Origin of the sequence: Pseudomonas sp. THAF187a (assembly GCF_009363395.1) — a bacterium.
Lineage (GTDB): Bacteria > Pseudomonadota > Gammaproteobacteria > Pseudomonadales > Pseudomonadaceae > Aquipseudomonas > Aquipseudomonas khazarica.
The window spans coordinates 1,409,459-1,435,244 of record NZ_CP045349.1 but is presented as its reverse complement, the minus strand read 5'-3'; the positions used below and the strand labels follow the sequence as shown (position 1 = coordinate 1,435,244).

Sequence of the window (25,786 nt, the reverse complement as noted above, 5' to 3'; positions counted from 1 at the left end):
ACCCGCCGGGAGTCAGATTGATATCACTCCAGAGGAGTTTCTCTCATGTTCATGAAGCCTCACTCAGCGGTAGCCTTGAGCCTCTGCGCGCTGCTGGCGGCCTCCCCGGTCCTCGCCAGCCCGCCACCGGGCAAGGGCAAGCAGGGTCACCAAGGCCAGCAGGAAGACGTGCGAATCGACCTGCGTGGCCCGAGCGTCGATATCGGCCGGGTACGTATCGTCCTCGGCGACAACCGCCAGTTGATCGGCCCGACCTCGTCCCTGCCACCCGGCATCGCCAAGAACCTGGCTCGCGGCAAGCCGCTGCCGCCGGGCATCGCCAAGAACTTCGACAGCCGCCTGAACGCGCGCCTGCCGCACTACGATGGCTACGAATGGAAGCAGATCGGTACCGACGTGGTGCTGGTGGCGGTCGCGACGGGCATCGTCTACGAAATCCTGCGTAACGTGCTGGACTGAGTGGTCTTCCGACGGTCTGCCGACAAGCGGTATGGCCACTGACGAACTTGTCTCCACGGCATCGCTCAAATCGTCAGATGGCCAGCCGAGAACGCACCATGAGCCCGTCACTGATCTATCACGTCACCTCCAGCCTGGACGGCTACATCGCCCGCCCCGATGGCCACATCGACTGGTTCGCTTCGCTGCGCCAGGCCGATGAGGAATACAGCTTCCAGTACTTCTACTCCGGTATCGATGCACTGCTGATGGGCCGCGGCACCTATGAGGCGCTGCTCAAACGCGGTGGCGCCTGGCCCTACCCCGGCAAGCCCTGCGTGGTGCTCACCCGCCTGCCCCTGCCGCGCGCCTCGGACGAGGTGCAACTGACCCACTGCACCCCCGCTCAAGCGGTCGCCGCCCTGGGGGAAGCCGGCTTCCAGCGTGTCTGGCTGGTCGGTGGCAGCCTGCTGGCGGGCAGTTGCTACACCGCCGGGCTGATCGACGAAGTGGTGATCAACCTGGTGCCCCACCTCCTCGGCGCCGGCATCCCGCTGCTGGCGACGGGCATGGAGCGCAGCCTCACGCTCAGCGATCAGCGCCGCTTCAACAGCGGCACCCTGCAGGTGCACTACAAGGTGCAGAACCCCGCCTCGCAGCAGTCGCCCTCGCGCATCAACGCGGCCTGATCACCTCAGGTTGGCGTTTTGCGCAGCAGACGCGCGCTGTCCCAACCGACCAGTAATACGGCTGCCCAGATCGGCAGGTAGGTCAGCCATTGCCCGGCATCGAAGGTCTCCCCCAGCACCAGCAGTGCGACGGCGAACAGCAGCACCGGCTCGACATAGCTGAGAATGCCGAACAGCCCCAGCGGCAACAGCCGGCTCGCCGCCATCATCGCGGCGAAGGCCAGGGTGCCGACCAGCGCCATGCCCGGTACAAGCAACCACAGCGCGGGCCGATTGGCAAAGGCATCCACGGGGCCATGGGCGACGATCAGCCAGATCGCCAGCGGCGCCAGCAGCAGCATCTCGAGCACGAAGCCGGACAGCGCATCGAAACGCATCCAGCGGCGCAACATCATGTAGGGCGGGTAGCCGAGCGCAGTCACCAGCGTCAGCCAGGAAAACGCCTGGGTGCGCCAGAGCTCATGCAGCACGCCGAGCACGGCGCAGGTCACCGCCAGTCGCTGCAACGGGCGCAGGCGCTCGCCGTAGAACACCCGCCCGGTCAGCACCAGGGCAAGCGGCAGCAGGAAGTAGCCCATGGACACTTCCAGCATGTGCCCCGCCAACGGCGCCCAGACGAACAGCCCCCACTGCACGCCGATCAGGGCCGCCGCCAGCGGGCAGGCGGCCAGCAGCAGCGGCTCGCGGCGCAGACGCACGAACGTCTCGCGCAGCAGCGCGGTCTGCCGGGCCAGCAGCACCAACAGCAACACCAGCGGAATGGACCAGAGCACGCGCTGCGCGAACACCTGTATGCCGTCCAGCGGCGTCAGCCATTGCACGTAGCCGGGCAGCACGGAGAACAGCACCGAGGCGCCGACGGACAGCGCCACACCGCGCCCGGAAAGCTGCATCAGTCAATCCTCGCCGGCCTGCGCCCCAGGCCCGCCAACGGCAGCGACAGGGCGATGACCGCGCCACCGATGGCCAGGCGCAGCAGATCGGCGTCATGGTTCCAGATCAGCAGGTTGACCAGCAGGCCGGCCGGCACCAGGGCGTTGTTCATCACCGCCAGGGTGCCGCCGTCGACCAGGCTGGCGCCCTTGTTCCACCAGTACAGACCCAGGCCGGAGGCAACCACGCCGAGCCAGCCGAGCACGCCCCATTGCAAGACGCTGCCCGGTAGCCGCTCGCCATTGCCCAGCAGCAGGAAGGCCGGCAATGCGATCAGCAAGGCGCCGAGGTAGAAGAAGCCGAAACGCCGGTACTGTGGCTCGCTCGAGGGAAACTTCAGCAGCAGGTGCTTGTACAGCACCTGGCCGGCGGCGAAGGTGAAGTTGGCCACCTGCAGCAGCAGGAAGCCCAGCAGGAAGCTGCTGCTGATCCCGTCATAGCGGATGATCCCGGCGCCCAGCACGGCCACCAGGGCGGCGAGCAGCGCCCAGGGGTTGAAGCGGCGGTTGAGCGCATCCTCGATCAGCGTCACGTGCAACGGCGTGAGGATGGTGAACAGCAGCACCTCCGGCACCGTCAGCACCGAGAAACTGAGGTACAGGCAGACGTAGGTGATGCCGAACTGCAGCGCACCGATCACCAGCATGCCGCGCACGAAGGCCGGAGCGTGACCGCGCCAGCGGGTCAGCGGCAGGAACAGCAGGCCGGCGATGACGATGCGCGTCAGCACCGCGAAATAGCTGTCGACCCGACCGGCCAGGTACTCGCCGATCAGACTGAAGGAAAAGGCCCACAGCAGGGTCACTATCAGCAGATATCGCACAGCCACCTCCGAAGGAAGGCGGCGACCTTAGCGCGTTCGCCGGCAGCGGACAATGCATGCCCGGCCAGCGCCCGGCCGGACATACAAAAAAGCCGGCCACCTCGTAGCGAAGCGACCGGCGCAACACGCCCGTGGACGGGCGCTCAGGAGAGAGTGGGATCAGGCGACCTCGGCCACCTTGGCCCTGGCCTGGGCCAGGCCCTTTTCGCTGAACTCGGCACCCAGGTTCAGGCCTTCGGCGTGGATGAACTGCACATCGTGGATACCGATGAAGGCCAGCGCCTGACGCAGGTAGGGCTCCTGGTGATCCAGCGCACTGCCGGCGTAGATACCGCCACGGGCAGTCAGCACGAAGGCGCGCTTGCCGGTCAGCAGGCCCTGCGGGCCGGTCTCGGTGTACTTGAAGGTGACGCCGGCGCGCAGCACGTGGTCCAGCCAGGCTTTCAGGGTGCTGGGGATGGCGAAGTTGTACATCGGCGCCGCCAGCACCAGCACATCGGCTGCCAGCACTTCGTCGGTGAGCAGATTGGAGCGCGCCAGGGCGGCCTTCTCCGCCTCGCTCTGCTGCTCGCTCGGCGTCATCCAGCCGCCCAGCAGCGTGGCGTCGAGGTGCGGCACCGGGTCGACGGCCAGGTCGCGAACCTGGATCTGGTCGGCCGGGTGAGCGGCCTGCCAGTTGGCGATGAATTGCTGGGTCAGCTCACGGGAGACCGAGCCTTGTTGGCGCGCGCTGCTTTCGATAACGAGAATACGGGACATACCTGAGGCTCCATCGAGGTGGGTAGGAATCGATGGAGCACAGACTAGGTCCACAACATTCGATTAAAAAGCGCAAATATCCGCTTACATATATCGACAAAGTTGATTTATGGATGGGCCGGGTCTAGGCTCTGGTTACTTCAGGCCACAGGTCAGGTCGACCCGCAGGCGAATCACGCTGCGGCTGAACTTCACCGTCATGTTGTTGCTGGCCCCCGGTGTCAGCACGGCTCGCCGCGTACGTGGCGCTTCCGGGCCGTTGCGGAACACGGCGCTGCATTCTGCTTCACTCTCGCCGTAGTTGTAGAGCACCAGCGCTGCCATGTTGTGATCGATTTCCTGAGTGGTAGCCGATACCTCGGCGCCGTTCAGCTGTTTCTCCACATCGATCGGATAGGCGTGGGCAGCCAGGGGCAGCAGGGCGAACAACAGGCAGAAGATTTTTTTCATCGGTGCTCTCCATCATCGGAGCGCCAGTGTAGGTCGAGATCGCCGGCGATGACAGCCGGTAACAGGACAGTGTCATGAAAGCTCCCCGTGTAACCCTGGACCAGTGGCGTACCTTGCAGGCGGTCGTCGACCAGGGCGGTTTCGCCCAGGCCGCCGAGGTGCTGCATCGCTCGCAATCGTCGGTGAGCTATACCGTGGCGCGCATGCAGGAGCAGCTCGGCGTGCCGTTGCTGCGCATCGACGGGCGCAAGGCGGTGCTGACCGAGGCCGGCGATGTCCTGCTGCGCCGCTCGCGGCAGTTGGTCAAGCAGGCCAGCCAGCTGGAAGACCTGGCCCACCACATGGAACAGGGCTGGGAGGCCGAGGTGCGCCTGGTGGTCGACGCCGCGTATCCGACGGCGAACATAGTCCGCGCGCTGACCGCCTTCATGCCGCAGAGCCGTGGCTGCCGCGTGCGCCTGCGCGAGGAAGTACTGTCCGGGGTCGAGGAAGTGCTGCTGGAAGGCACCGCCGACCTGGCCATCAGCGCGCTGAACATCACCGGCCACCTGGGCATCGAACTCGGCGAAGTGGAATTCGTCGCCGTGGCCAACCCCGAGCACCCCTTGCATCGCCTGCAACGGGAACTGAGCTTCCAGGACCTCGAGGGCCAGATGCAGGTGGTGACCCGCGACAGCGGTCGCCTGCAGCCACGCGACGCCGGCTGGCTCGGCGCGGAACAACGCTGGACCGTGGGCAGCCTGCCGACCGCGCGGACCTTCGTCAGCAGCGGCCTGGGCTTTGCCTGGCTGCCGCGCCACCTGATCGCGCGTGAACTGCAGGAGGGCCTGCTCAAGCCCCTGCCGCTGGCCCAGGGCGGCCTGCGCAAGCCTCGCTTCTTTCTCTACAGCAACAAGGACCGGGTCCTGGGCCCGGCCACGCAGATTCTCATCGAACTGATCAAGAACTTCGACGCCGCGCCGCTGGACGCTCCGTTCGCCGCGCCGCAGTCCAGCCACTGAGAGCCGCCCCATGCCCTACTTCGACAACGATGGCTGCCAGCTGCACTACGAGGACTACGGTCACGGTACGCCGCTGCTGCTGGTGCACGGTCTGGGTTCGAGTACGCGCGACTGGGAGTACCAGATTCCCGCTCTCAGCCCGCACTACCGAGTCGTCGCCCTCGACGTGCGCGGGCATGGCCGCTCGGACAAACCGCGCGAGGCCTATAAGATCGCCGACTTCGCCGACGACGTGGCCGCGCTGATCGAACACCTGCAGCTGCCCGCCGTGCACCTGGTGGGCATTTCCATGGGCGGCATGATCGGCTTCCAGCTCGGCGTCGACCGCCCCGAGCTGCTGCGCAGCCTGACCATCGTCAACAGCGCCCCCGAGGTGAAGGCCAGGAGCGCGCGTGACTGGCTGGAGGTCGGCAAACGCTGGACGCTGTCCCGCCTGCTCAGCCTCGACAGCATCGCCAAGGCCCTGGCCAGGCTGCTGTTCCCCAGACCGGAGCAGGCCGACCTGCGGCGCAAGGTGGAGGAACGCTGGCCACAGAACGACAAGCGCGCCTACCTCGCCAGTCTCGACGCGATCATCGGCTGGGGCGTGCGGGAACGCCTCGCACGCATCACCTGTCCTACGCTGGTCATCACCGCGGACCGCGACTACACCCCGGTTGAACGCAAGCGCGAATACGTGGCAGAAATGCCTGACGCGCGCTTGCTGGTGATCGAAAATTCGCGCCACGCCACACCACTGGATCAACCTGAACGCTTCAATAGCGCCCTGCTCGCCTTTCTCGGTGAAGCAGACACCACTGCCAACAAGGAAAACTGACCATCATGCTCAAGCAACTCGTTATCGCCGCCGGCGCCCTGCTGCTGTCGACCAGCCTGCTGGCTGCGGAAAACCCCAAGGTACTGCTGACCACCAGCATGGGCGAAATCGAAGTGGAACTGGCCGCCGACAAGGCGCCGATCAGCACGCAGAACTTTCTCAAGTACGTGGACAGCGGCTACTACAACGGCACCCAGTTCCATCGCGTGATTCCCGGCTTCATGATCCAGGGCGGCGGCTTCGATGCCGACCTGCGCCAGAAGGACACCGACGCACCGATCAAGAACGAGGCCGACAACGGCCTGCACAACGTGCGCGGCACCCTGGCGATGGCCCGCACCCAGGTACGCGACTCGGCCACCAGCCAGTTCTTCATCAACCACAAGGACAACGCCTTCCTCGACCACGGCTCGCGTGACTTCGGCTATGCCGTGTTCGGCAAGGTGACCCGTGGCATGGAGGTGGTCGACAAGATCGCCCAGGTGCCGACCGGCAACCGTGGCATGCACCAGAACGTCCCCCGCGAGCCGGTGCTGATCATCGACGCCAAGCGCCTGTAAGCCGCGCACCAACGAAAAAGCCGCCCGATGGGCGGCTTTTTCGTTTACCAGAGGCGCTTACTTCTCGACGAAGGCGCGCTCGATCAGGTAGTCACCCGGCTCACGCATGCGCGGGGAGATCTTCAGGCCGAAGCTGTCGAGCACTTCGGCGGTCTCGTCGAGCATGCTCGGGCTGCCGCAGATCATGGCGCGGTCGTCCTGCGGGTTGATCGGCGGCAGGCCGATGTCGGCGAACAGCTTGCCGCTGCGCATCAGGTCGGTCAGGCGGCCCTGGTTCTCGAACGGCTCGCGGGTGACGGTGGGGTAATAGATCAGCTTGTCACGCAGGGCCTCGCCGAAGAATTCGTTCTGCGGCAGGTGCTCGGTGATGAACTCGCGATACGCCACTTCGTTCACGTAGCGCACGCCGTGCACCAGGATCACCTTCTCGAAGCGCTCGTAGGTTTCCGGGTCCTGGATCACGCTCATGAACGGCGCCAGGCCCGTACCGGTGCTGAGCAGGTACAAGTGTTTGCCAGGGTTCAGGTCATCGAGCACCAGCGTGCCGGTAGGCTTCTTGCTGATGATGATCTCGTCGCCTTCCTTGAGGTGCTGCAGCTGCGAGGTCAGCGGGCCGTCGGGCACCTTGATGCTGAAGAACTCCAGGTGCTCTTCCCAGTTCGGGCTGGCGATGGAGTAGGCACGCATCAGCGGGCGACCATTGTCCTGCTGCAGGCCGATCATCACGAACTGGCCATTTTCGAAGCGCAGGCCCGGATCGCGGGTGCACTTGAAGCTGAACAGCGTATCGTTCCAGTGGTGGACGCTGAGCACGCGCTCGACGTTCATATTGCTCATGATGATCTTTCCTCGGGAAGCACAGCGCCTTCGGCGCGATTGCGCGGCATTTTATTCGCGGCAACAATATCTGTTAAGTGGATTATCAAGATATAGGTTATCGGTTATATCGATATGCGATTTACTCTCAGACAACTCCAGGTATTCGTCGCGGTCGCCCAGCAGGAGAGCGTCTCGCGCGCGGCGCAGTCGCTGGCGCTTTCGCAGTCCGCCACCAGCACCTCACTGACCGAGCTCGAACGCCAGTCCGACTGCCAGCTGTTCGACCGCGCCGGCAAGCGCCTGGCGCTCAATGCCCTGGGGCGCCAGCTGCTGCCGCAGGCGGTGGCGCTGCTCGAACAGGCACGCGAGATCGAACGCCTGCTGGGCGGCAAGAGCGGCTACGGCTCGCTCAACGTCGGCGCCACGCTGACCGTGGGCAACTACCTGGCCACCCTGCTGATCGGCAGCTTCATGCAGCAGCACCCGGAGTGCCGGGTGAAACTGCAGGTGCACAACACCGCCCACGTGGTACAGCAGATCGCCCACTACGAGCTGGACCTGGGCCTGATCGAAGGCCACTGCCAGCACCCGGATATCGAGGTGCAACCCTGGGTCGAGGATGAACTGGTGGTGTTCTGCGCACCGCAGCACCCGCTGGCGGCACGTGGCACGGCGAGCCTGGAGGAACTGACCTGCGAGGCGTGGATTCTGCGCGAGCAGGGCTCGGGCACCCGGCTGACCTTCGATCAGGCCATGCGTCATCACCCGCGCAAGCTGAATATCCGCCTGGAGCTGGAGCACACCGAGGCGATCAAGCGCGCCGTGGAGTCCGGCCTGGGCATCGGCTGCATCTCACGTCTGGCCCTGCGCGACGCCTTTCGGCGCGGCAGCCTGATGCCAGTGGAAACCCCCGAGCTCGATCTGCGCCGGCAGTTCTATTTCATCTGGCACAAGCAGAAGTATCAGACGGCCGCCATGCGTGACTTTCTCGAGCAGTGCCGCGCGCTGACCGCCGGGGTGGCCCGCAGCGACCAGATCGTCCTGCCGGCCATCGTCTGAGCCTGGGGCCCGTCAGCCTGGAATCGACTCCATCTGCTGCAGCAGCAGCGCCGCCTGGGTGCGCGTGCGCACGCCGAGCTTGCGGAAGATCGCCGTGACATGCGCCTTGACCGTCGCCTCGGAGACGTTCAGCTCATAGGCGATCTGCTTGTTCAGCAAGCCTTCGCAGACCATGGTCAGGACCCTGAACTGTTGCGGGGTCAGGCTGGCGAGCCCGGCACTGGCGGCCTTGGCCTCCTCGGAAACCGGGGCGCTCTCCTCGGCCATCGGCGGCCACCAGGTATCGCCGTCGAGCACCTGGCGCACGGCCAACTGCAGGGTCTCCAGCGGGCTGGACTTGGGAATGAAACCGCTGGCACCGAACTCGCGGGAGCGGTTGACCACCGAGGCTTCCTCCTGTGCGGAGATCATCACCACCGGAATCTGCGGGTATTGCCCGCGCAGCAGGACCAGGCCGGAGAAACCGTAGGCACCCGGCATGTTGAGGTCGAGCAGGACCAGATCCCAATCACTCTTGTCGGCCAGGCAGGCCTCCAGCTCAGCGATGCTGGCAGCCTCCACCAGGCGCACATCCGGCCCCAGCCCCAGGGTCAGTGCTTGTTGCAGCGCGCTGCGAAACAGCGGGTGGTCATCGGCAATCAGGATTTCATAGGCGGCCATCGGCAGATCCTGCTCTTGTTATGAGTGGCACTGAGGTGAGTATGACAGTGCTTATTGGCTGACGACCCGCTCAAGACTGTTCATCCATCACGACAGACTCCCCACTCGGACCGACGGCGGCGCCCAGCATGCCGAGCTGTGACGGGGTGGTCAAGTTCAATGCTTTGCGGCAGGATGCGCAGCTTTCCTGCCGAGAAGCTCCGATGCGAAGCCAAGCCCTGCGCGCCGACCTGTTGATGCTGATTACCGCGATGATCTGGGGCAGCGCCTTCGTCGCCCAGCGTCTGGGCATGGATAACATCGGCCCCTTCCTTTATACCGGCCTGCGCTTCGCCCTCGCCTGCCTGGCCCTGCTCCCGGTACTGATGCTGCTGCAACGCCGCCAGAAACGCCCCGCCGCACCCTTGAATCGCAACCTGCTGCTGGGGGGCATCGTCATGGGCCTGGCCCTGTCGCTGGGCATCAACCTGCAGCAGGTCGGCCTGCTGTTCACCACGGTGACCAACTCCGGCTTCATCACCGGGCTCTACGTGATCGTGGTGCCGATTCTCGGTCTGCTGATCGGCCAGCGCAGCAGCGCCGGTATCTGGCTGGGCGCCAGCCTCGCCGTGGTCGGCATGTTCCTGCTCAGCGTCGGCGAGGGCTTCACCGTGGCCTCCGGCGACTGGCTGCAACTGGCCGGCGCCTTCGTCTGGGGTATTCACGTGCTGCTGGTGGGCTTCTTCGCCAGCCGCCATGACCCGTTGCGCCTGGCGCTGATCCAGTTCATCACCTGCGCGGTGATCAGCCTGCTGCTGGCCCTGGTGTTCGAGACGGCCACGCTGGACGGCATCCTCGCGGCCGCCCCGGCCATCGTCTATGGCGGCTTGTTCGGCGTCGCGGTGGGCTTCACCTTGCAGGTGGTCGCGCAGCAACATGCGATCGCCTCGCATGCGGCGATCATCCTGTCCCTCGAGGCGGTGTTCGCCGCCATCGCCGGCGCCCTGCTGCTGGGCGAGATGCTGGCGCCACGCGGTTACCTGGGTTGTGCCCTGATGTTCGGCGGCATGCTGCTGGCCCAGTTGTGGCCGAAGCCGCTGCCGGCCGCGCTCAGCGATAGCCCTGCAGGCGCTGATGCAACGCGTCGTTGAGGTCGAGCGGCAAGCGCCGCTTGGCTGCCAGGTAGTGCTGACTGAAGGCATCCAGGTATTCGTCCAGGGCCTCGCCCGCGCGCGAGTCGCCTGCCAGCTCCAGGCACATGGCCGCCACTTCGGCGGTGCACAGGTGCTCGCCGCGCGTGGAGCGACGCAGGCGATAGCGTGACAGCTGCGCCGGGGTCAGGCTGAGTACCGGCAACGCGTCCAGGTAGGGGCTCTTGCGAAACATCTTGCGGGCTTCGGTCCAGGTGGCATCGAGCAGCACGAACAACGGCCGCTTGCCGGGCGCCAGCTGCACCTCCTCCACCACGCGCTGCGGCGCCACGTACTCGCCGGGAAAGACCAGGTAAGGCTGCCATTGCGGGTCGGCCAGCAGCGCGAGCAGCGCCGGCTCCACCGCCGTGCGCGTCCAACCGAAGGCATGGGTTTCGGGCACCACGTCAGCGATCAGCCAGCCCGTGTTGCTCGGTTTGAGCGCCTCGATGTCATGCATCACCAGGCACATGGCGGCATTCGCCTGCACCTGCGGACGCCAGGCGCACAGGCAGTAGTCCGGCTGCACGCGGCAATGCGGGCAACGCTCGGCACGGGAACCGCGCGCAACGAAGGGTTTCAGGCTGCGTGCCAGGCGTTCTGCACGCAGACGGGCAACGGCATGTGGGGCGGGATGGCTCATGAAGGCGATAACGGCGAAAGGGGGCGCAAGTCTAGCACCCCCATCCGCCGCCCAGGCGCCTCAGAAGCGGTGGTTCAACGCCAGGCCGATGAAGTGGATGCGCGTTTCGTACTCGCCACGGAAGTTGCCGCCGTTGCCGGTGCAGCGCACTCCGCTGTCCTGATACAGGCCTCCGGCCCCCGGCGCCCAGCCGGCCGGAGAGCAGCCATCCTGGTAATCCATCTTGCCGCTGGAGAACTGCACGTAGCTGTAGGCCAGGTCCACCGAGGTATCGGGGGTCATCCTGTAGTTGGCACCGAGCGACAGCCAGTAGCGATCCGCATCGGGGAATGCCGGGTGGCGCAGCTGCGGCGAGTTGACGGGCGAACGGTCGTAGGCGACCCCGCTGCGCAGGAGCAGGTCGTCGCTGTACTGGTAGTTCATGCCCAGGGAGATCTTGTAGGTGTCCTTCCAGTCCTGCTCGACGTTCAGATCCCCCTCGGTGACGCCGTTGAAATAGGGATAGCCGGCCACCTGATCGATGCCGATGCGCACCTCGTCCAGTCGCGAATGACGGGTGAAGGTCAGGTCCGCCATCAACGCCACCCTGTCGTTGAGCTGATGGAAGACGTTGAAGGAGAGCATTTCCGGGGTGTCGATCCTGGTCTTGGCCCTGGAGTTCGGGTGCAGCCTCGTCGCCGCGAAGTCGCCCGCGTTCACCCAGTTGCCTTCGTCGAACAACTGCTGAAGCGCCTCTGCAGGCGGAACGTAGATGTTGAAGATGGGGATAGTGAATCCACCTGCCAGCGACGTATCCGGGGAGGGAACGCCCCCTTGCACATCGGCAAAACTCCATTTGGTCTCACCTTCCAGGGTGTGCTTGATGTTGGAGCGATAGGACACCCCGAAGCGCGTCGACTCGGTGGGCTCCCACAGGTAGCCGATGTTCCAGCCGAATCCCCAGTCGTCGCCCTTGACGCGAAAGTAGCCATCGCCCTGGACGTTGTCGGCGAAGTTGCCGGCCACGCAGTCGACGAAGCCATCCCGGTCGGCCACGCCGTTGCACGAGCGGATTTCCTCGGGGACGGGAACACCGGCGATGCCTCCGACTATAGGCCCCAGAATGGGGCTGGCGGCATTACGGGTGTCCTGGTAGTTGGCGTCGACGAACTGCCCCGCCAGTTGCCTCGACGCCCCCTTGACGTCCGCCGCACCGCGCTGGATCGACTTGATGTACTGCGCCGACACGCCGAAGCCGATGCTGTGATGCTCGTTGAAGCGAAAGCCGATGCTCGGGTTGAACGTCACCGTTTCCAGGCTGGCCGACTGGATGGCGTAGCGCCCGGCCCAGTCCTCCTTGTAGTCCAGCTTGGCACCGAACGGCGTGAAGATGCCCAGGCCGATCGTGACCCGGTCATTGATCTCGTGAGAGATGTAGAAATTGGGCGCGGCGGCAGCATCCGGGAGAAACTCGCCCGCATCCCCCGATAGCGGATTGCCGAACACGTCCGTGCTGCCCTTGTCCTCGTAGTCACCATCGGGCAGCAGGATGGTCAGGCCGGACGTCACCTGCGTACCCTTGAGTCGGGTCAGGCCCGCCGGGTTGTAGAAAATGGTCGAAGGATCGGCCGCCTCGGCGCCATTGGCATGCGCGGAACCCTGCGCCGCCACCGACTGCGAACCAAAGTGATAACCGGATGCCTGTACCTGCGTAACGGGCGAAACCAGTAGACTGCCGACCATCACATGCGATGGCCAACGCCGATAGAGTCTTGTCATTGTTATTCTCCTGCACGCTGCTTGAACACCCAGCAGCCAACGCCTCATTCGCGACAGACTTCAGGCAGGTCTGCGCAGGCGGCGTCCGACTGCAACGCGGCTCAAGGTTGAGACGTGCAGGACTGGCCGATGATCCCCGGCCTTTGGTCGTGATGGCGGAAGACAGCGTTTGGCCAGCATGTGGCCGTCGGTAACACCGCTGGCAAAGGGGCCAGTGGCCATTTCGCGAACATTCGTGCGGGGGCCCTGTCCAACCCTCGTCCAAGCTTTCAGGAGTCACACCCCATGTTGCGTTACATCCTTCCCGCTCTCGCGCTCAGCCTGATGCTGCCGACCGCCCAGGCCGCTTCGCTGAAGGAAATGGAATTGACTCGGACACTGGAACAGGTCGCCCGGCAGAGCAGCGAAGGCACGCCACGCGCGATCAACGAGGACATTCTCGACCAGGGCTATACGGTGGAAGGTCACACGCTGATCAACCACCTCAGCGTGCGTCCGGCGCATGCCGCGCAGATGCGTGGCAACCCGGACACCGTTCGCTCGCAACTGGCGGCGAGCGTCTGCCGCAACCCGGGCTATCGCAAGCTGCTGGCCGATGGCGCGCAGCTGCGCTACCAGTTCAGCGAATACCGCAGCAACCGCCCTGTGACCGTCGAGGTCTTCGACAAGAGCGACTGCGGTATCTGAGCGAACGCCTCGCTCAGCCCCTCTCCGCTCGGCGCTGCGCGTCATCCGCGCGCAGCTCGGCGAGCAGTGCCTCCATGTAGCGCGAGCGACGCACACCGCCCTCCAGACGTCGCAAGCATTCGTCCTCGAGGCTCAGCTGGTTGGTGCGTGCTGCCTGTTGCAGCATGTCGTAGAGCTCCGCCTCGACCTGCAGAATCAAACTGGGCATACCTGCCCCTCCCTTCCTGTTCACCTCACAGCAGACTCGACGCCGGCAGCGAGGTTCCCCTTCCCTGCCCTGGTCGCTTGCAGATGGCGCGCCTGTAGTCGCCAGGACACGCTGGGCGGAGTCGCTCGCCCCCCGGCGCGGGCGTCGCTGCGCAGCAGCCGCACAGATGAATCGGCCCCGCATCCAACAAGTAAATCAGACGGCCGAACGCAGCCCGGCCACTCGGACGAACGGCAGCCCGGCGGGATGACTATGCTGAGTGAAGGTAGCGCTGCGCGCCCGGACGTCGGCTGATCTGCGTCAACCCTCGCCACGCGCAGAGCCGGCAGACTCGAGCCATCACCACGACAAGGATAGAACCATGGCCCTGCTCACCTTCATCGGCGCGATCCAGCAAGTCACCGGCTCCTGCTACCTCGTGGAAAGCCGCGACGGCGCCAGGGTACTGCTCGAATGCGGCATGCATCAGGGCCGCCGCCAGGAGCAGGAACAGAACCACAGCCGCTTTCCGTTCGACCCCAGCAGCCTGGATGCTGTGGTCATCTCCCACGCCCACCTCGATCACAGCGGCCTGCTCCCGCGCCTGGTGGCGGAGGGTTACCGCGGCCCGATCCACGCCACCGAAGCCAGCTGCGAGCTGCTAGAACTGATGCTGCTGGACGCCGCCTTCCTCCAGGAAAAGGACGCCGAGTGGGAAAACCGCTGGCGGGCGCGCCAGGGCAAGCCTGCCGTTCAACCGCTGTACACCCAGGCCAACGCGGAGCAGGCGCTCAGCCAGCGGCGACCGCATGCCTACGGCGAAGCGATCGAGGTCGCCAAGGGCATAACGGTGACCCTTCACAATGCCGGCCACATTCTCGGCTCGGCGATCGTCGAGATGCAGGTGGAGGATCATCACCTGCAGCGCCACCTGGTGTTCTCCGGCGACCTGGGCAACACCTGCTCGCCGCTGATGCAGGCGCCTGCGCACCTGAACCGGGCGGACGTGCTGCTGATGGAGTCGACCTACGGCGACCGTGACCACCGCTGCAGCGAGGACACCCTGGAAGAGCTGGCCGCGATCCTGCAGCAGGCACACAACGAAGGGGGCAACGTCCTGATTCCGTCGTTCGCGGTCGGCCGCACCCAGGACCTGATCTACTACCTCGGGCGCTTCTACCAGGAGGGCCGTCTGCCGCAGCAGGCGGTATTCCTCGACAGCCCCATGGCCATTCGCGCCAACGCCATCTACAGCCGCTTCCACGACCAGTTCGCCGCTCCGGATCGGGCGGCACTGGCGGCCAAGGGGGTGAAACGCATCGAGGATTGGCTGCCCGTGCTGCGCTGCACGCCAACGGCCGAGGAATCGATGGCGATCAACCGGATCAAGAGCGGCGCGATCATCATCGCCGGTGCCGGTATGTGCAATGGCGGGCGCATCGTCCATCACTTCAAGCACAACCTCTGGCGCGAGAACTGTCACCTGATCTTCCCCGGCTTCCAGGCCAAGGGCACGCTCGGCCGCCTGATCGTGGAGGGCGCCGAGACGGTCAAGGTGCTGCACCAGCGCATCGCGGTGAAAGCCAAAGTACATACCCTCGGCGGCTTCTCCGCCCACGCCGGGCAGTCGCAGCTACTCGACTGGGCCAGCCAGTTCGAGCACCACCCGGAGCTGTACCTGGTGCACGGTGAACTGGAGAAGATGCAGGCGCTGCAGCAGGCCCTGCGCGAACGGCTGAACTGGATCGCCAACATTCCCGAACCCGGCGAGCAGATCGCCCTGTAGCACCGACAGCGAAACGCCAACCTGGCTGTGGCAAGCTGTGGGCATGTGAACCGGGAACCCGCCGGACCAGAGGAGAACGCGCATGCCCTATGAACCGGATGACTATCTGTCGCGTCACGTGCAGACCAGCGAAGTCGACCTGAGCAGCAGGGTCGACGAACTGGTGGCACTGGCCGCGCCAGGCAACAGCCCCAACCTGCCGCTGTACCGGGAAATGTTCACCACCGTGATCCACATGGCCCAGGCGGATCGCAACCGCTGGGACGCCAAGATCATGCTGCAGACGCTGCGCGAGATGGAGCATGCCTTCGGTGTGCTGGAGCAACTGAAGAGGCGCCGCAAGGTCACGGTATTCGGCTCGGCACGCACCCCTGCCGATCATCCGCTGTATCAGCAGGCTCGCGAACTGGGCGCCTTGCTGGCGCGACGCGACCTGATGGTGATCACCGGCGCCGGTGGCGGCATCATGGCGGCGGCCCACGAAGGTGCCGGTAGCGAGAACAGCCTGGGCTTCAACATCACCCTGCCCTTCGAGCAGACGGCCAATGCCACGGTGCGCGGCAGCCACCAGTTGCTGTCGTTCCACTTCTTCTTCCTGCGCAAGCTGTTCTTCGTCAAGGAGGCGGACGGCCTGGTCCTCTGCCCGGGCGGCTTCGGCACGCTCGACGAAGCCCTGGAAGTGCTGACGCTGATCCAGACCGGCAAGAGCCCACTGGTCCCCGTGGTGCTGCTCGACCAGCCGGGCGGCAGCTACTGGAAAGACGCGCTGGGCTTCATTCGCCGCCAGCTCGAAGGCAACGGCTACATCCTGCCCACGGATCTGAACCTGCTGCACCTGGTCCACAGCGCCGAGGAAGCGGTGGACGAGATCGCGCGGTTCTACCGCAACTTCCACTCCAGCCGCTGGCTGAAGGACCGCTTCGTGATTCGCCTCAACCACCCGCTGAGTGACGCGGCACTGGCGCAGCTGCACGACAGTTTCGCCGGGCTGTACAAGGAAGGTGGCTTCGTCCAGCAAGCGTACTGCGAGCAGGAGCGCGACGAGCCGGAACTCTGCCACCTGACTCGTCTGGCATTCGCCTTCAACGGCCGGGACTACGGCCGCTTGCGCGCGCTGCTGGACTTCGTCAACGAGCCGGCGAACTGGGCATCACGCCCGTAGCGCGGATGCAATCCGGGTGACACACAGCAAAAAGCCCAGCACTGGCTGGGCTTTTTCGTTGGTAGCGCAGGCTCAGGCGTTGCCTGCCACCTTCATGCGCGCCGCCTGGGTGAAATCGAGCATGCGCTTGAGCGGCTTGATCGCCTTGGGAATCAGCGCCGGGTCGACATGAATCTCCCCGGAACCTTCGCGCAGCCCGGTCAGCACACGCTCCAGGGTGTTCATCGCCATCCACGGACAATGCGCGCAACTGCGGCAGGCCGCGCCATTGCCGGCCGTGGGCGCCTCGATGAAGGTCTTGTCGGGGCACAGCTGCTGCATCTTGTAGAAGATGCCGCGGTCGGTGGCGACGATGAAGGTGGAGTTCGGCAGGGTCTGCGCGGCCTTGATCAGCTGGCTGGTGGAACCCACCGCATCGGCCAGCTCGACCACGTTCTGCGGCGATTCGGGGTGCACCAGGATGGCGGCATCCGGATACAGCGCCTTCATGTCCAGCAGCTGCTTGGACTTGAATTCCTCGTGGACGATACAGGCACCGTCCCAGAGCAGCATGTCGGCGCCGGTTTCGCGCTGGATGTAGTTGCCCAGGTGCTTGTCCGGCGCCCAGATGATGGTCTCGCCGTTGTCCATCAGGCTCTCGACGATTTCCAGCGCGCAGCTGGAGGTCACCACCCAGTCGGCACGCGCCTTCACCGCCGCCGACGTGTTGGCGTAGACCACCACGGTGCGCTCCGGGTGCTGGTCGCAGAACGCGCTGAACTCGTCTACCGGGCAACCCAGGTCGAGCGAGCAGGTCGCTTCCAGCGTCGGCATCAGCACGCGTTTTTCCGGATTGAGGATCTTCGCCGTCTCGCCCATGAACTTGACCCCGGCCACCACCACGGTCTGCGCCGGATGCTGATTGCCGAAACGGGCCATCTCCAGCGAGTCGGAGACGCAGCCCCCGGTCTCCTCGGCCAGCGCCTGGATCACCGGGTCGCAGTAGTAGTGCGCCACCAGTACGGCGTTCTGCTTCTTCAGCTCGGCGGCGATCTCACGGCGATAGAAGGCCTCCTCTTCGGCCGTCAGCGGCTTGGGCTGCTTGGCATCGAGGTGGGCCTGAACCAGAAGGCGTTCGGAAATCTGCGACATATCTCAAACCTGTGGCGCTCGTACGCGAGCCGCGAGTATACACCCTGCTCTGCGCAGCCACTGCCACAGTCAGGACACGGACCTGGCCGGGGGCTTTTTCAGGGCAAAAAAAAGCCAGTCTTGCGACTGGCTTTTGCGATTTGGTGGGTCGTGTAGGATTCGAACCTACGACCAATTGGTTAAAAGCCAACTGCTCTACCAACTGAGCTAACGACCCAACGCGAGGCGCATGATACTGATTTAATTCAGGAAATCAACACTCTGCGAAAAATTTTTCAGAAATAGCGGGTAGCGTCGGGCACACCGGCCGCTACGAAACCGGCCGCACGCAGCCGGCAGCTGTCGCACTTGCCGCAGGCTCGGCCGTCGTCATCGGCCTGGTAACAGGACACCGTCAGCGCATAATCCACACCCAGGCGCATGCCGGCCTGGATGATTTCGCCCTTGCTCATCTGCTGCAGCGGAGCGCGAATGCTGAAGCCCTGCCCCTCTACGCCGGCCTTGGTGGCCAGGTTGGCCATGCGCTCGAAGGCCTCGACGAACTCGGGCCGGCAATCGGGATAGCCGGAATAGTCCACGGCGTTGACGCCGATGAAGATGTCGCGTGCTCCGAGCACCTCGGCCCAGCCCAGGGCAAGCGCCAGGAACACCGTGTTGCGCGCCGGCACATAGGTGGCCGGGATGCCCTCGGTCGGTGATTCGGGCACGGCGATGCTGCTGTCCGTCAGAGCCGAACCGCCGATGCCGTTGAGATTGAGGCCGATGACCTTGTGCTCGACAACGCCCAGCTGCTGCGCCACGCGCTCGGCCGCCTGCAGCTCGGCGCGATGGCGTTGCCCATAGTCGAAACTCATGCTGTAGCAGCTGTAGCCCTCGGCCTTGGCCATGGCCACCACCGTGGCCGAATCCAGGCCGCCGGAGAGAAGAATTACCGCTTTCTTGTCACTCATGCTCAATGTCCCGGCTCGTCGTTCCAGAGAATCTTGTGCAGCTGCAGCTGCAGGCGTACCGGCAGGTTGTCCGTCACTATCCAGTCAGCCAGCGCACGCGCATCGACCTGCTTGTGGCTGGGCGAGAACAGCACCTCGCCGGCACGCGCTGCCAGGTCGTGCTGGATCAGCCTGGACACCGCCCAGTCGTAGTCCTCGCGCGAGCAGATGACGAACTTGACCTGGTCGTTGCGCGTCAGCCATTCGATGTTCTCGTAGCGATTGCGCTGCACCTCGGCCGAACCTGGGGTCTTCAGGTCGAGCACCTTGCTCACCCGCGGATCGACGGCCGAGACATCGAGCGCGCCGCTGGTTTCCAGCGACACCTCGTAGCCGGCGTCACAGAGTTGCTGCAGCAGCGGCAGGCAATTGGGCTGGGCCAGCGGTTCACCCCCGGTGACGCAGACATAACGCGGTTTGTAGGCCGCGACCTGGGCCAGGATGCTGTCCAGGCTGACGACTTCGCCGCCACTGAAGGCATAGGCGGTGTCGCAGTACTGACAGCGCAGGGGGCAGCCGGTCAGGCGCACGAATACCGTCGGCAGGCCGGCGGTACGCGTCTCGCCCTGCAGCGAGTAGAAAATCTCGGTGATGCGCAGGGTTGCTTGCATAAATAGCCACGGGCGTGATGACGAAACAGGCCATCCGCCTCCGTTGCGGGAAAGACGATGGATACAGGCAGTAAAGCCCGATCCGGCAATGGCGCCAGCGCAGGAACATCAGCCGAGCTGAAACCCCGCGCGCGACGCGCCGCGCATTCTAAAGGAAGTCGCTCGCGCAGATAAGCAAAACCCGCGACAAGCGCGGGTTCGTGGCCAAGCGATGGTGCGCCTTACAGACGCTGCAGGTCACGCTGCGCCAGTTGTGCGGCAGAGCTGCCCGGATACTGGGCGATCACCTGCTGGAGAATGCCCCGCGCCTTGTCGTTGTTACCCAGGCGACGCTCGACGTCGGCCAGCTTGAACAGCGAATCCGGCACCTTGGAATGGCTGGGGTAGGCCTGGCTGACCTTGGCGAAGGCCTTGCCGGCAGCCTGCAGGTCACCCTTGGCCAGGTTCACTTCACCCAGCCAATACTGCGCGTTGCCGGCGTACTGGCTGTTGGGGTAACGATTGAGGAACGCCGTGAATGCCTGCGACGCCTTGTCGAAGTCCTTGGCCTTGATCAGGTCGAAGGCGGCGTCGTAGTAGAGCTTTTCCTTGGCCGGATCGGCCGCCTCGGCGCTGCCCTGCTGCTGAGCGGCAGGCGGCGTCGGGGTGTCGTTGGCGTTCACCGCGCCATCGGCAGAATTCTGTGCGGGAGTACCACCGGCAGCGGCGCCGGAGGAAAGGCGTTGATCCAGATCCTGGTAACGCTCCAGGCCTTCCCGTTTGAGGCGCTGGATTTCATTCTGCTGTTCTTCCAGCATGCCACGCAGCTGGGCGATCTCCTGCTGCATCTGCTGCAGCTGATTGAACAGCATGCCCTGCGCCGATACCTGGGCACCTGCCCCGGTACCGGCGGAGGCGCCGGCCGTACCATAACCCGCCGGAGGATAGCTGCTGCCTTGCATGGAGCTGCTTTCCAGCACGGGAACTTCCGCCATTGCCACGAGTGGCAAGGCGAGCGTCAGAACGGTCAGAGTACGGCGGCACTTAAGCATGGCAAATTACTTGCGCAGCTCTACGCGACGGTTCTGAGCCCAGGATTGCTCGTCGTTGCCAGTGGCAACCGGACGCTCTTCACCGTAGGAAACCAGCTCCAGCTGAGCCGGGGAAACGCCCTGCAGAACCAGGTAGCGCTGAACGGCCTTGGCACGACGCTCGCCCAGAGCCATGTTGTACTCGCGGGTACCGCGCTCGTCAGCGTGGCCTTCCAGAACGACGCGGTTGCCGTTGGCTTTCAGGTCCTTGGCGTGTACGTCCAGAGCGCGCATGGCTTCGGCTTTCAGGTCGGAGCTGTCGTACTCGAAGTAGAAGGTGGTGATAGCGCGCAGGGCCGCTTCTTCGCTCAGGCTGCCGTCGACAGCACCGGTGTTGGCGCCGTAGCCAGCGTTCGGGTCTACTGCGCCTTCGCCAGCAGCGTCACCGCCTTTGGAGGAGCAACCTACAGCAACGGCGAGAGCCAGGGACAGCGCAGCGAACTTACCGAATTTCAGCATTTCCATCATGTAACTCCTAATGAACCCCAGTTGTGTTAAGCAAGATTGGTGAAGCGCCGCATCAGTTCAGGTAAGGGGACCAAGAAGGCTCTCGAACTTCGCCTTGAGCGGTAGGAAGAGGGAGCCTCACGCGTCCATTGGTGGACGCCAACATCAAGACTCCCCGGCCCTGCTGGCGGGTGGCGTAGATTAGCATGGCGCCATTTGGCGCAACAGTGGGCGACTCATCCAAACTTGTGTCGGAGAGTATGCGCAGACGGTTGGTTTCAAGGTCCTGGGCGGCGACCTTGAACACGGTGAAACCGTCTTGGCGATGAATCATGACCAGCGTCTTCTCGTCAGCCGACAATTTCGGGTTGGCGTTGTAGTTACCGACGAAGGTGACTCGTTCTACCGCACCGGAATTGATGTTGGTTTTATAGATCTGCGGCTTACCCGCACGATCCGAGGTGAAGTACAGGGTCTGACCGTCCTTGCCCCAGAAAGGTTCGGTATCGATGGCATAATGATTCGTCACGCGGCGAATCTGCCGGCTGCCCATGTCCATCACGTAGATTTCCGGGTTGCCATCCTTGGACAGCACGAACGCCAGGCGCGCGCCGTCCGGCGACCAGGCCGGCGCGCCATTGAGGCCTTCGAAGTTGGTGATCTGCTCGCGGCGACCGGTATCGATGTGCTGTACGAAGATGCGCGGACGCCGCTGTTCGAAGGACACATAGGCGATACGACGACCGTCGGGCGCGAAGGACGGCGACAGGATCGGCTCACGCGATTGCAGCAGGGTCACCGCGCGCGCGCCGTCATAGTCGGAACGCTGCAGGGTGTAGCGGGTGTTGTTGGTGCCCATGCGCTCAGCGGTGACGTAGAGCAGGCGAGTCGAGAACGCACCCTTGACACCGGTGAGCTTCTCGAACGACTGGTCGGCGATGTAATGCGCCATGTCGCGCAGCTGATCGGTGCCACCGCCGACGTTGCCGGTCACCACCTGCTGTTCGGTGTTGACGTTGAACAGCGCGTACTGCACCTGCAGGCGTCCACCGTTGGGCACGATGTTGCCGACCAGCACGTACTGCGCGCCGAGGGCTTTCCAGTCGCGGTAGATGACTTCGCTGGCCTGGGTCGGCAGGCTGATCATGTTCTGCCGCGGAATCGGCTCGAAGTAACCGGAGTTGCGCAGGTCGTTGCCGATGATCTCGGCCATGTCCTGGGGCAGCACGTTGCCGCCCTGCCAGCCGAACGGGACGACGGCGATCGGCGTGGCGCGGTCGGCGCCATGCGAGATCACCAGCGGGTCGGCTGCCTGGACGCTGCCGGCCAGTATGACCAGCCCCAGCAGGGCGATACGAATCAGGGTATTCACAGAGCTCAATCCTCCGGTTTGAAAATGACGCGGCGCTGCCTGTACAGACGATCGAAGGTAGCGCGATCCAATTGTTGCATCTCGGGAATACGACCAACGTTACGCACGGCGGCCACCGCCGAACTGTCGAAGGCGGCATCGCCGCTGGAGCGCGATACGCTGGCATTGGTGACGGTGCCATCGGGCAGCATCTGGATCAGCAGTTCGACACTCATACCGCGACGCGCCGACATCGGACGCTGCCAGTTCTCGGTAATCAGCTTGATGATCAGATCGTCGAGGTTGCCCGCGACCTGGTCACCATGGGTTTCGGCCAGCGCCTGCTGGTTCTGCACGTTGTCGGAAAGCAGCTCGGCCAGTGCAGCAGCCTTCTGCTCCTCGGCAGCCTTGCGCTTGGCATCCTCGGCCGCTTTCTTCTTCGCGTCCTCGGCTGCCTTCTTCTTCGCTGCCTCGGCAGCGGCGGCCTTCTTCCTGGCCTCCTCTGCCGCTTTTTTCTTGGCCTCTTCAGCCGCCTTCTTCTTCGCTTCTTCCTCGGCGCGTTTCTTGGCGATATCCGCCTGGCGCTTCTGCTCGGCGGCTTTATCTGCCTCGGCCTTCTTCGCAGCTTCGGCCTTGACCGCCTCAGCTTTGGCCTGCTCGGCCTTCTTTTGTTCCTCAGCCTTCTTGGCTGCGGCGACTTTCTGCTCCTCGGCTTTCTTCTGCTCCAGACGCTCCGTCTCGAACTGCGGCGCCGAGGTCTTCTGCGCCTCGCCCGCCACCTTCTGCGTGGTCTGGGTGGTGGCCTGGCTCTGCGACTTCAGCTGATACAGCGTAGCCTGCACCACCGGACGCGCCGGCGGCAGCTCCGGGCTGAAGGCGAAGCTGACGAACAGCATGGCGAACATCAGGACGTGCAGACCCACGGCCCAGACGATGGGCCAGAAGTAGCTTTCCGATTGCGAACGCTCGGTTTGCTGCATCAGGGGGCCTCGGTAATCAATCCGACGTTACCGACGTCGGCCTGTTGCAAACCGCCCATGGCCGCCATCACGGTGCCGTAGTCCACCGCCTTGTCACCGCGCACGAAGACCTGCACCTGCTTACCCTGGCGACGGTTCTCGGCAATGATCGCCGTGACGGCCTGGGTCATTTGCTCGAGCGTGGAGGCGCGCTCCTGCTCGGTGTCGACGTCCACTTCGCTGCCCATGTTCCAGTAGTAGGTCTTGTCGGCCTTGATGGAGATGGTCAGCACCTGGGCGTCGTTGTCCTGCGGCAGCACTTCACTGCTGACCTTCGGCAGGTCGACCTTGACGCCCTGGTTGAGCATCGGCGCAGTCACCATGAAGATGACCAGCAGCACCAACATCACGTCGATGTAGGGCACCACGTTCATCTCGGCGACCGGTTTGCGTCTGTTGCGAATTCTCGCCATGGCTGAAACCTGCCCTTAGTCTTCCGAGGTGTGCACTTTGCGGTGCAGGATGGCCTGGAACTCGTCGGCGAAGGTGTAGTAGCGGCCGATCAGCATCTCGCCGCGCGCCGAGAAACGGTTGTAGGCGATGACCGCAGGAATCGCGGCGAACAGGCCGATGGCCGTGGCGATCAGTGCCTCGGCGATACCCGGAGCGACGGTGGCCAGGGTGGCCTGCTGCACCTGGGCCAGGCCACGGAAGGAGTTCATGATGCCCCATACGGTACCGAACAGGCCGATGTAGGGGCTGGTGGAACCGACGGTGGCGAGGAACGGCAGCGCGGTTTCCAGCTTCTCCTCCTCACGCGAGATGGCCACGCGCATGGCGCGCGAAACGCCATCCATCACGGCGTCCGGGTCGACACCCTGCTGCTGACGCAGGCGCGAGAACTCCTTGAAGCCGGCGCGGAAGATCTGCTCCAGGCCCGAGTCCGGGTCCGGGTTGCTGCCTGCCTGGCGATAGAGCTTGGACAGGTCGATGCCGGACCAGAAGCGGTCCTCGAAATTGTCCAGCGCACGCTTGGCGGCACGCAGGGCACTGCTGCGCTGGAAGATCATGACCCAGGAAATGACCGAGGCGGCCACCAGGGTAAGCATCACCAGCTGGACCACCAGACTGGCATTGCTGATCAGACTCCACATCGACATATGGTCAACGGCGTTAGCTTCCACGCTTACTCTCCTGCTGCAATTTAAGTCCGCGCCTGCGTCCCGGCGAACGCGTGTCGCAGGGTTTCGGGGATGGCCCGGGGTTTCAAGTTGTCGGCGCGCACACAGGCCACCAGGAACTGCCCTTCGCAGAGCAGCGCATCATCCGCAGCCCGCCTGACCTGTTGACGAAAACGCAGGCTGGCACGGTTCAATTCGATCACATCGGCGCTGATCAGCAGCTCGTCATCCAGTCGGGCCGGGGCGTGGTAACGCGCCTCGGCCGAATGCACGACGAACAACAGGCCCTCACCGGCCAGCGTCGACTGGGCATAACCCAGCTCACGCAGGCGCTCGGTGCGAGCCCGTTCCATGAATTTGAGGTAGTTGACGTAGTAGACGATACCGCCGGCGTCGGTGTCTTCGTAATAGACCCGACAGCGGTGGCTGAACGGCTGGACTCCGTTTGGCGCGCGCATACTCTATTCCTCGGCCTTTCGCTTGCCAATCCGGCCTGGTAACAATTTTTTCGTCATTCGTCGCCCGCCGTGAACAGGTCGGTGGCAGGCGGCTCGGCCTGGCGTGACGGCGTGTTGAGACCGAAGTGCTGGTAGGCATGCCGCGTCACCACACGCCCACGCGGGGTGCGCATCATGTAGCCCTGCTGGATGAGATAGGGCTCGAGCACATCCTCGATGGTGTGGCGTTCCTCGCCGATGGCTGCCGCCAGGCTGTCGAGCCCGACCGGGCCACCGTCGAACTTCTCGATCATCGCCAGCAGCAGGCGACGGTCGGAGTGATCGAAGCCTCGCTCGTCGACATCCAGCAGGTTCAGCGCCTGGTCGGCGATCAGCTGGGAGATCTGCCCGGAACCGCGCACTTCGGCGAAGTCACGCACCCGGCGCAGCAGGCGGTTGGCGATGCGCGGCGTGCCCCGGGCACGACGGGCGATCTCGTAGGCACCCTTGGCTTCGATGGGCAGCCCCAGAATGCCGGCGGAGCGCGAGACGATGGTGGCCAGGTCGTCGACGCCGTAGAACTCCAGGCGCTGGACGATACCGAAGCGGTCACGCAACGGGTTGGTCAGCATGCCGGCACGGGTCGTGGCGCCGACCAGGGTGAACGGTGGCAGATCCAGCTTGATCGAACGTGCGGCCGGGCCCTCGCCGATCATGATGTCGAGCTGGAAATCCTCCATGGCCGGGTACAGCACCTCCTCGACCACCGGCGACAGGCGGTGAATCTCGTCGATGAACAGCACATCGCCGCTTTCCAGGTTGGTCAACAGCGCCGCCAGATCACCCGGACGCTCCAGCACCGGGCCCGAGGTGCTCTTGATCGAACTGCCCATCTCCTGGGCGATGATGTTGGCCAGGGTGGTCTTGCCCAGGCCGGGCGGGCCGAAGATCAGGGTATGGTCGAGCGCTTCCGCCCGCCCCCGCGCGGCCTGGATGAACAACGCCATCTGCTCGCGCACGACGGGCTGCCCGCTGTAGTCGGCCAGCCGCAGCGGCCGAATGGCGCGGTCCTGCTGCTCTTCACGCTCGCGCGGGCTGGAGGTGATCAGGCGATCGGCTTCGATCATCGAGGTGTTCCACTAAGAGTCCATTGAATTGCGGTGCAGCGTTTTCCACCGGTAAACCGGTGGATGAAAACGGCGTCATCCAG

30 protein-coding genes and 1 tRNA gene are annotated in these 25,786 nt (G+C 64.5%); 10 read left to right on the top strand and 21 right to left on the bottom strand.

Going from position 1 to position 25,786, the window contains the following annotated elements:
* The first annotated feature begins 45 nt into the window (after positions 1–45).
* Both FIV02_RS06615 and FIV02_RS06610 read left to right on the top strand, forming a co-directional pair.
* The gene (locus FIV02_RS06615; RefSeq protein WP_152488164.1) at positions 46–459 is read left to right on the top strand and encodes an anti-virulence regulator CigR family protein; all 414 of its coding nucleotides are present in this window, start codon (positions 46–48) and stop codon (positions 457–459) included.
* A 98-nt stretch (positions 460–557) separates the two neighbouring features.
* Positions 558–1,127: a dihydrofolate reductase family protein gene (locus FIV02_RS06610; protein ID WP_037047338.1), complete on the top strand. Its 570-nt coding sequence runs from the start codon at positions 558–560 to the stop codon at positions 1,125–1,127.
* A 5-nt stretch (positions 1,128–1,132) separates the two neighbouring features.
* On the opposite strand, the gene rarD is transcribed toward FIV02_RS06610, so the two are convergent.
* The 4 genes from rarD to FIV02_RS06590 form a co-directional block, all read right to left on the bottom strand.
* Positions 1,133–2,020: an EamA family transporter RarD gene (gene rarD / locus FIV02_RS06605; protein WP_152488163.1), complete on the bottom strand. Its 888-nt coding sequence runs from the start codon at positions 2,018–2,020 to the stop codon at positions 1,133–1,135.
* Entirely contained in the window at positions 2,020–2,883 is an 864-nt protein-coding gene (locus FIV02_RS06600; RefSeq protein WP_152488162.1) for a carboxylate/amino acid/amine transporter, read from the bottom strand. The genes rarD and FIV02_RS06600 overlap by 1 nt, the downstream gene beginning before the upstream one ends.
* A gap of 159 nt (positions 2,884–3,042) precedes the next feature.
* A complete protein-coding gene (locus FIV02_RS06595) occupies positions 3,043–3,642 on the bottom strand; it encodes an FMN-dependent NADH-azoreductase (protein WP_152488161.1) in 600 nt (199 codons plus the stop codon).
* 135 nt (positions 3,643–3,777) lie between these two features.
* Positions 3,778–4,092, bottom strand: a complete 315-nt coding sequence (locus tag FIV02_RS06590) for a hypothetical protein (RefSeq protein ID WP_037047329.1) — start codon at positions 4,090–4,092, stop codon at positions 3,778–3,780.
* Between the two features lie 74 nt (positions 4,093–4,166).
* On the opposite strand from FIV02_RS06590, the gene FIV02_RS06585 reads away from it, so the two are divergent.
* From FIV02_RS06585 to FIV02_RS06575, 3 genes are read left to right on the top strand one after another with little or no spacing between them, the layout of a single operon-like run.
* A complete protein-coding gene (locus tag FIV02_RS06585; protein ID WP_037047327.1) occupies positions 4,167–5,093 on the top strand; it encodes a LysR family transcriptional regulator in 927 nt (308 codons plus the stop codon).
* A 10-nt stretch (positions 5,094–5,103) separates the two neighbouring features.
* Positions 5,104–5,910 (top strand): alpha/beta fold hydrolase, encoded by an 807-nt coding sequence (locus FIV02_RS06580; protein WP_152488160.1) that lies wholly within the window; start codon positions 5,104–5,106, stop codon positions 5,908–5,910.
* 5 nt (positions 5,911–5,915) lie between these two features.
* Positions 5,916–6,470, top strand: a complete 555-nt coding sequence (locus tag FIV02_RS06575) for a peptidylprolyl isomerase (protein ID WP_150608583.1) — start codon at positions 5,916–5,918, stop codon at positions 6,468–6,470.
* Positions 6,471–6,527: 57 nt separating this feature from the next.
* Here FIV02_RS06575 and fpr read toward each other — a convergent pair whose 3' ends face one another.
* Positions 6,528–7,307 carry a ferredoxin-NADP reductase gene (gene fpr, locus FIV02_RS06570; protein WP_037047321.1) on the bottom strand — a complete coding sequence of 260 codons (780 nt, stop codon included), beginning with the start codon at positions 7,305–7,307 and terminating at the stop codon, positions 6,528–6,530.
* A 114-nt stretch (positions 7,308–7,421) separates the two neighbouring features.
* Between fpr and FIV02_RS06565 the strand changes: the two genes are divergently transcribed.
* Positions 7,422–8,348 carry a LysR family transcriptional regulator gene (locus FIV02_RS06565; RefSeq protein WP_037047319.1) on the top strand — a complete coding sequence of 309 codons (927 nt, stop codon included), beginning with the start codon at positions 7,422–7,424 and terminating at the stop codon, positions 8,346–8,348.
* Between the two features lie 12 nt (positions 8,349–8,360).
* Here FIV02_RS06565 and erdR read toward each other — a convergent pair whose 3' ends face one another.
* Positions 8,361–9,008 (bottom strand): response regulator transcription factor ErdR, encoded by a 648-nt coding sequence (erdR, locus tag FIV02_RS06560; RefSeq protein WP_037047317.1) that lies wholly within the window; start codon positions 9,006–9,008, stop codon positions 8,361–8,363.
* A 203-nt stretch (positions 9,009–9,211) separates the two neighbouring features.
* Here erdR and FIV02_RS06555 point away from each other — a divergent pair, with 203 nt between their 5' ends.
* Positions 9,212–10,138 (top strand): DMT family transporter, encoded by a 927-nt coding sequence (locus FIV02_RS06555; protein WP_037047315.1) that lies wholly within the window; start codon positions 9,212–9,214, stop codon positions 10,136–10,138.
* On the opposite strand, the gene FIV02_RS06550 is transcribed toward FIV02_RS06555, so the two are convergent.
* The gene (locus FIV02_RS06550; protein WP_152488159.1) at positions 10,098–10,820 is read right to left on the bottom strand and encodes a tRNA-uridine aminocarboxypropyltransferase; all 723 of its coding nucleotides are present in this window, start codon (positions 10,818–10,820) and stop codon (positions 10,098–10,100) included. The genes FIV02_RS06555 and FIV02_RS06550 overlap by 41 nt on opposite strands.
* Before the next feature lie 60 nt (positions 10,821–10,880).
* Positions 10,881–12,578, bottom strand: a complete 1,698-nt coding sequence (locus FIV02_RS06545; RefSeq protein WP_152488158.1) for an OmpP1/FadL family transporter — start codon at positions 12,576–12,578, stop codon at positions 10,881–10,883.
* A gap of 285 nt (positions 12,579–12,863) precedes the next feature.
* Here FIV02_RS06545 and FIV02_RS06540 point away from each other — a divergent pair, with 285 nt between their 5' ends.
* Positions 12,864–13,265: a quorum-sensing-regulated virulence factor family protein gene (locus FIV02_RS06540; protein WP_037047310.1), complete on the top strand. Its 402-nt coding sequence runs from the start codon at positions 12,864–12,866 to the stop codon at positions 13,263–13,265.
* A 13-nt stretch (positions 13,266–13,278) separates the two neighbouring features.
* Here the strand turns inward: FIV02_RS06540 and FIV02_RS06535 are convergent, their stop codons facing one another.
* The gene (locus FIV02_RS06535) at positions 13,279–13,473 is read right to left on the bottom strand and encodes a hypothetical protein (RefSeq protein ID WP_037047308.1); all 195 of its coding nucleotides are present in this window, start codon (positions 13,471–13,473) and stop codon (positions 13,279–13,281) included.
* A gap of 361 nt (positions 13,474–13,834) precedes the next feature.
* Here FIV02_RS06535 and FIV02_RS06530 point away from each other — a divergent pair, with 361 nt between their 5' ends.
* Together FIV02_RS06530 and FIV02_RS06525 are read left to right on the top strand one after the other, a co-directional pair.
* Positions 13,835–15,238: an MBL fold metallo-hydrolase RNA specificity domain-containing protein gene (locus FIV02_RS06530; RefSeq protein ID WP_152488157.1), complete on the top strand. Its 1,404-nt coding sequence runs from the start codon at positions 13,835–13,837 to the stop codon at positions 15,236–15,238.
* 82 nt (positions 15,239–15,320) lie between these two features.
* Positions 15,321–16,400: an LOG family protein gene (locus FIV02_RS06525; RefSeq protein WP_047592716.1), complete on the top strand. Its 1,080-nt coding sequence runs from the start codon at positions 15,321–15,323 to the stop codon at positions 16,398–16,400.
* A 72-nt stretch (positions 16,401–16,472) separates the two neighbouring features.
* On the opposite strand, the gene nadA is transcribed toward FIV02_RS06525, so the two are convergent.
* The 12 genes from nadA to ruvB form a co-directional block, all read right to left on the bottom strand.
* Positions 16,473–17,531, bottom strand: a complete 1,059-nt coding sequence (gene nadA, locus FIV02_RS06520) for a quinolinate synthase NadA (RefSeq protein WP_150608573.1) — start codon at positions 17,529–17,531, stop codon at positions 16,473–16,475.
* 141 nt (positions 17,532–17,672) lie between these two features.
* Positions 17,673–17,748: transfer RNA gene (locus tag FIV02_RS06515), tRNA-Lys, on the bottom strand.
* A gap of 58 nt (positions 17,749–17,806) precedes the next feature.
* A complete protein-coding gene (queC, locus tag FIV02_RS06510) occupies positions 17,807–18,481 on the bottom strand; it encodes a 7-cyano-7-deazaguanine synthase QueC (RefSeq protein ID WP_134677361.1) in 675 nt (224 codons plus the stop codon).
* Between the two features lie 2 nt (positions 18,482–18,483).
* On the bottom strand, positions 18,484–19,131 hold the full coding sequence (gene queE, locus FIV02_RS06505) for a 7-carboxy-7-deazaguanine synthase QueE (protein WP_037047300.1): 648 nt from the start codon (positions 19,129–19,131) through the stop codon (positions 18,484–18,486).
* A gap of 221 nt (positions 19,132–19,352) precedes the next feature.
* Positions 19,353–20,162 (bottom strand): tol-pal system protein YbgF, encoded by an 810-nt coding sequence (ybgF, locus tag FIV02_RS06500; protein ID WP_134677357.1) that lies wholly within the window; start codon positions 20,160–20,162, stop codon positions 19,353–19,355.
* Positions 20,163–20,168: 6 nt separating this feature from the next.
* Entirely contained in the window at positions 20,169–20,666 is a 498-nt protein-coding gene (pal, locus tag FIV02_RS06495) for a peptidoglycan-associated lipoprotein Pal (protein ID WP_037047296.1), read from the bottom strand.
* 55 nt (positions 20,667–20,721) lie between these two features.
* Positions 20,722–22,020 carry a Tol-Pal system beta propeller repeat protein TolB gene (gene tolB / locus FIV02_RS06490; RefSeq protein ID WP_152488156.1) on the bottom strand — a complete coding sequence of 433 codons (1,299 nt, stop codon included), beginning with the start codon at positions 22,018–22,020 and terminating at the stop codon, positions 20,722–20,724.
* A 5-nt stretch (positions 22,021–22,025) separates the two neighbouring features.
* Entirely contained in the window at positions 22,026–22,979 is a 954-nt protein-coding gene (gene tolA, locus FIV02_RS06485; protein WP_152488155.1) for a cell envelope integrity protein TolA, read from the bottom strand.
* Entirely contained in the window at positions 22,979–23,431 is a 453-nt protein-coding gene (gene tolR / locus FIV02_RS06480) for a protein TolR (protein WP_037047288.1), read from the bottom strand. Before tolR ends, tolA begins: the two co-directional genes overlap by 1 nt.
* A 15-nt stretch (positions 23,432–23,446) precedes the next feature.
* A complete protein-coding gene (gene tolQ, locus FIV02_RS06475; RefSeq protein WP_037047286.1) occupies positions 23,447–24,142 on the bottom strand; it encodes a protein TolQ in 696 nt (231 codons plus the stop codon).
* 20 nt (positions 24,143–24,162) lie between these two features.
* Positions 24,163–24,597, bottom strand: coding sequence for a tol-pal system-associated acyl-CoA thioesterase (gene ybgC, locus FIV02_RS06470; protein WP_037047284.1), 435 nt, complete (start codon positions 24,595–24,597; stop codon positions 24,163–24,165).
* Between the two features lie 53 nt (positions 24,598–24,650).
* On the bottom strand, positions 24,651–25,703 hold the full coding sequence (ruvB, locus tag FIV02_RS06465) for a Holliday junction branch migration DNA helicase RuvB (RefSeq protein ID WP_152488154.1): 1,053 nt from the start codon (positions 25,701–25,703) through the stop codon (positions 24,651–24,653).
* Between the last annotated feature and the right edge of the window lie 83 nt (positions 25,704–25,786).

Excerpts from the sequence above, each read along its gene's own strand:
- FIV02_RS06580 (WP_152488160.1), top strand. The coding sequence starts at position 5,104 with ATGCCCTACTTCGACAACGATGGCTGCCAGCTGCACTACGAGGACTAC.
- FIV02_RS06575 (WP_150608583.1), top strand. The coding sequence starts at position 5,916 with ATGCTCAAGCAACTCGTTATCGCCGCCGGCGCCCTGCTGCTGTCGACC.
- FIV02_RS06590 (WP_037047329.1), bottom strand. The coding sequence starts at position 4,092 with ATGAAAAAAATCTTCTGCCTGTTGTTCGCCCTGCTGCCCCTGGCTGCC.
- nadA (WP_150608573.1), bottom strand. The coding sequence starts at position 17,531 with ATGTCGCAGATTTCCGAACGCCTTCTGGTTCAGGCCCACCTCGATGCC.
- queC (WP_134677361.1), bottom strand. The coding sequence starts at position 18,481 with ATGAGTGACAAGAAAGCGGTAATTCTTCTCTCCGGCGGCCTGGATTCG.
- tolA (WP_152488155.1), bottom strand. The coding sequence starts at position 22,979 with ATGCAGCAAACCGAGCGTTCGCAATCGGAAAGCTACTTCTGGCCCATC.
- rarD (WP_152488163.1), bottom strand. The coding sequence starts at position 2,020 with ATGCAGCTTTCCGGGCGCGGTGTGGCGCTGTCCGTCGGCGCCTCGGTG.
- tolR (WP_037047288.1), bottom strand. The coding sequence starts at position 23,431 with ATGGCGAGAATTCGCAACAGACGCAAACCGGTCGCCGAGATGAACGTG.
- ruvB (WP_152488154.1), bottom strand. The coding sequence starts at position 25,703 with ATGATCGAAGCCGATCGCCTGATCACCTCCAGCCCGCGCGAGCGTGAA.
- FIV02_RS06540 (WP_037047310.1), top strand. The coding sequence starts at position 12,864 with ATGTTGCGTTACATCCTTCCCGCTCTCGCGCTCAGCCTGATGCTGCCG.
- pal (WP_037047296.1), bottom strand. The coding sequence starts at position 20,666 with ATGGAAATGCTGAAATTCGGTAAGTTCGCTGCGCTGTCCCTGGCTCTC.
- FIV02_RS06550 (WP_152488159.1), bottom strand. The coding sequence starts at position 10,820 with ATGAGCCATCCCGCCCCACATGCCGTTGCCCGTCTGCGTGCAGAACGC.
- erdR (WP_037047317.1), bottom strand. The coding sequence starts at position 9,008 with ATGGCCGCCTATGAAATCCTGATTGCCGATGACCACCCGCTGTTTCGC.
- FIV02_RS06595 (WP_152488161.1), bottom strand. The coding sequence starts at position 3,642 with ATGTCCCGTATTCTCGTTATCGAAAGCAGCGCGCGCCAACAAGGCTCG.
- FIV02_RS06565 (WP_037047319.1), top strand. The coding sequence starts at position 7,422 with ATGCGATTTACTCTCAGACAACTCCAGGTATTCGTCGCGGTCGCCCAG.
- FIV02_RS06555 (WP_037047315.1), top strand. The coding sequence starts at position 9,212 with ATGCGAAGCCAAGCCCTGCGCGCCGACCTGTTGATGCTGATTACCGCG.
- ybgF (WP_134677357.1), bottom strand. The coding sequence starts at position 20,162 with ATGCTTAAGTGCCGCCGTACTCTGACCGTTCTGACGCTCGCCTTGCCA.
- ybgC (WP_037047284.1), bottom strand. The coding sequence starts at position 24,597 with ATGCGCGCGCCAAACGGAGTCCAGCCGTTCAGCCACCGCTGTCGGGTC.
- FIV02_RS06535 (WP_037047308.1), bottom strand. The coding sequence starts at position 13,473 with ATGCCCAGTTTGATTCTGCAGGTCGAGGCGGAGCTCTACGACATGCTG.
- FIV02_RS06530 (WP_152488157.1), top strand. The coding sequence starts at position 13,835 with ATGGCCCTGCTCACCTTCATCGGCGCGATCCAGCAAGTCACCGGCTCC.
- FIV02_RS06610 (WP_037047338.1), top strand. The coding sequence starts at position 558 with ATGAGCCCGTCACTGATCTATCACGTCACCTCCAGCCTGGACGGCTAC.
- FIV02_RS06585 (WP_037047327.1), top strand. The coding sequence starts at position 4,167 with ATGAAAGCTCCCCGTGTAACCCTGGACCAGTGGCGTACCTTGCAGGCG.
- fpr (WP_037047321.1), bottom strand. The coding sequence starts at position 7,307 with ATGAGCAATATGAACGTCGAGCGCGTGCTCAGCGTCCACCACTGGAAC.
- FIV02_RS06525 (WP_047592716.1), top strand. The coding sequence starts at position 15,321 with ATGCCCTATGAACCGGATGACTATCTGTCGCGTCACGTGCAGACCAGC.
- FIV02_RS06545 (WP_152488158.1), bottom strand. The coding sequence starts at position 12,578 with ATGACAAGACTCTATCGGCGTTGGCCATCGCATGTGATGGTCGGCAGT.
- queE (WP_037047300.1), bottom strand. The coding sequence starts at position 19,131 with ATGCAAGCAACCCTGCGCATCACCGAGATTTTCTACTCGCTGCAGGGC.
- FIV02_RS06615 (WP_152488164.1), top strand. The coding sequence starts at position 46 with ATGTTCATGAAGCCTCACTCAGCGGTAGCCTTGAGCCTCTGCGCGCTG.